The organism is Bradyrhizobium sp. NAS80.1, assembly GCF_001908205.1.
Lineage (GTDB): Bacteria > Pseudomonadota > Alphaproteobacteria > Rhizobiales > Xanthobacteraceae > Bradyrhizobium.
This window is the reverse complement of the sequence record NZ_LGHL01000344.1, coordinates 1-2,816: the sequence shown is the minus strand read 5'-3', so window position 1 is coordinate 2,816 and position 2,816 is coordinate 1. Positions and strand designations below refer to the sequence as shown.

Genomic DNA, 2,816 nt, shown 5'->3' with positions numbered 1-2,816 from the left:
CGCCCTCGGCGTGGGTCGACCATCAGTGCCAACCCACTTCGGTCAAGATTACGGCGAGCAAGTCGAGGCGGTACTGGCAGCGCGCCCGCCAGCGCTCAGCTTCGTATTCGGTGTACCATCAGCCGCGGTCGTGGATGGGTGCCATGCGCGTGGCATCCTGACCATCGGCACCGCGACGACCGTTGCCGAGGCGCGCGCTGTCGAGGCGGCCGGACTCGATGCGGTCGTGGCCACCGGCTTCGAGGCTGGCGGGCATCGCCCCTCATTCCTGCAAGAGGCCGAAGAATGCCTTACAGGCACGCTGGCGCTCGTGCCACAAGTAGTCGATTCCGTGCACATCCCCGTGATCGCGGCGGGGGGCATCGCCGATGCGCGGGGTGTTGCGGCGGCGCTGGCACTTGGGGCGGATGCCGTGCAGATCGGGACAGCCTTCCTCGCCTGTGACGAGTCCGGTGCTCCGGCTGTCCACAAGGAAGCCATGCTTGCCACCGGTCCACGCGACACCGCGCTCAGTCGCGTGTTCAGCGGCCGCCTGGCGCGCAGCCTACGAAATCGTTTCATGGATGAAATGGCCCCGCACGTGGCCGAGCTGCCGCCTTTTCCTGTTCGCAACTGGCTCAGCGGTACACTGCGCAAGGCGGCGATCGAGCAGGGGCGGAGCGATCTTATCTCGATGCAGGCCGGGCAGGGCGCGCCTCTGATCCACCGGCGCGACGCAACGGAGCTTATGGGTGACTTGATCCGCGAGACGGCCCGGTTGCTCGCGCGGATGTCCTCCGCCGAAACGGCGTATCAGGCGGCGCCGGCCGACGTCTAGCGGGGCACGATAGCGTCAGTCTGCGCGATGCGTGGTCGCCCGCCGACGCTGCCTCGCGAAGCACCATGTCCGACACGTTCAAACCTCCATCTTTTATCGCCGATCAGCTGCCGATCCGCAGAGGCTCCCACGTCAGATGACTACCGAACATCCAGAGCCCGCCGAGATCGAAATAAGCCATGATCGGCAGCATCAGGCCGAACACCTCCTGCTGCAGCGCCGGATCATCCCAGCTCGAGGATAGAGCAGGGTTGGCTCGACATAGCGGGCCCTGACATCGTAGCGCCCGCCATGCGCGACCTCCTCGGGCATGAAGCAACGCGCTCGGTATTATTTTCGCTGATCATGCGGGCGAAAATCCGGGCACCCTTGCCCGGGTTTTCTGAAACCTATTCTCCATGATCGGACCTGTGGATGGGCCCGCTAACGCGGAGCTGCCGGAATGAGGGGCGCCCGCGTGCTCACTCACTTGGTGGTGGTGTATCCGCCGTTCACTAGAATGGTCTGGCCGGTCAGCCACCTGCGCGCGCGTCCGAGATGAGGAGGCGGATATAGGGGACGATATCCTCAATGTCGGTGAGGCAGGTCTTGGAGAACTTCGAGAGCGCTGTTCGGACTATTCGCTCTTCCTCCGCTGCTGTGCGTGACTAGTGCCAGACGCGTGGTCAGAGATTAGGGCGGTCGGCCTAAAATGGCGAACTATCTCCGCACTAGCCGAGGTAGCCCGCCGTGCCGTCCCAGAGCAGCTTTAGCGCTTTGATCATGAGGAGTCCGTAGCAAGCGCGATAGAGCTGAGCCTGGTCGAGCCTCCGTCCCGTGGCATGGGTAGCCAGGCATGGTAAGCATCATGACGGATGACGACGACGGGCATGCCGAGAAGCGAAACAGCCAGACGCGTCCGTCGTCTTTTGCCTCATGGATCAAGTCCCGCTAGATCGATGTAATGACGTCACCGGCCCAGCCATTCCTCGACTACCGCACAGGACAGGGGCGACGGCGTCAGAGGCATTTCTTGCAAGGTTTGCCTCTGTGGCTTCGGTCATTCCGGGCGGCAACGCCAGCACGCCCACGCACAGTCCAAGGCCGACGGACTTCGACAGCCCGTTGACGTGCAAACTCCGTTCAAGGGTCAAAGTCGCCAGCGGCGGAAGCAATGACGCTGCCGCGGCATACACACCATCCTCGATGATCCATGCGCCGGCGCGGCGACAGATTTCGGCGATGGCTTGTCTGCGGGGCAGGCTCATGGTCGCGGTGGTCAGGTTGTGCAGCGTCGGCGTGACCGTCACAATCCTCAGTTCTCCGCCAGAAGCTCCCTCAACATCCCTTCGAACCACACTGGATCCTCGATTTCCGGAAAATGCCCAACGCCCTCGCGTTCGATCAGCCGCGCGTGCGGGGCGATGGCGAGCAGCGAGCGTTTGTCGCTTTTGCGATGGGAGCGGTCGTTCATGCCCCAGATCGCGAGTGTCGGCTGGGAGAAATCCGGAAATACTGGGCTATCGACTTCAGGGCCGAACCATGCCTGGATCAGCGACGCCAGACAGAAGTTGCCGCCGTGGTCAAAGCAGGCGCAGGCTTGGCGAAGGAACGCTTCGTTGTGCCTCGAATGCCCGACCGCGTTTGGATACCAGTTCGCGGCAGCGCTCGCTCGCGTGCGATAGTTGAGTTCCTGGCCCATATAGGGCTTCGCAAGATCACCATTGGGGTCGACGATCTTGCTTGTCCAAATTCGCTCTTTATCCCAGTCGAGTGCCTGCATCAGAACTAGATGGCTGACGAGATTGGGATGTTCTGCCGCGATCAATGCGCAGGGATAGACGTTGGTACAGGTGGGGCAGGGCACGTAAGATGCGGCGCCGAGGGCGCGCATCAGCTGGGTGTAGGCGTCGGTGAATGCGCGAAGCGAAAAATCAAAGCCGGGCTTAGGTGTCGAAAAGCCGAAGCCGGGCGGATCGACCAATATCACTCGTGTCCAGCGGGTGAGCCGCTCGAAGAT

Annotated in this window: 3 protein-coding genes and 1 pseudogene; 1 reads left to right on the top strand and 3 read right to left on the bottom strand. The window is 62.6% G+C overall.

Features of this window, described 5'->3' with window-relative positions:
* Positions 1-817 (top strand): NAD(P)H-dependent flavin oxidoreductase (locus AC629_RS43115; RefSeq protein WP_143199911.1); only part of this gene is annotated, 817 nt, incomplete at its 5' end.
* 465 nt (positions 818-1,282) lie between these two features.
* Here the strand turns inward: AC629_RS43115 and AC629_RS43110 are convergent.
* From AC629_RS43110 to AC629_RS47470, 3 genes and pseudogenes are all read right to left on the bottom strand, one after another.
* Positions 1,283-1,425 (bottom strand): annotated as a pseudogene (locus tag AC629_RS43110) (SDR family oxidoreductase); the annotation flags it as partial.
* Positions 1,426-1,737: 312 nt separating this feature from the next.
* Positions 1,738-2,106, bottom strand: coding sequence for a hypothetical protein (locus AC629_RS46285; protein WP_143199910.1), 369 nt, complete (start codon positions 2,104-2,106; stop codon positions 1,738-1,740).
* A gap of 5 nt (positions 2,107-2,111) precedes the next feature.
* Positions 2,112-2,816: alpha/beta fold hydrolase (locus tag AC629_RS47470; protein ID WP_084810677.1), on the bottom strand; the 705-nt coding region annotated here is incomplete at its 5' end.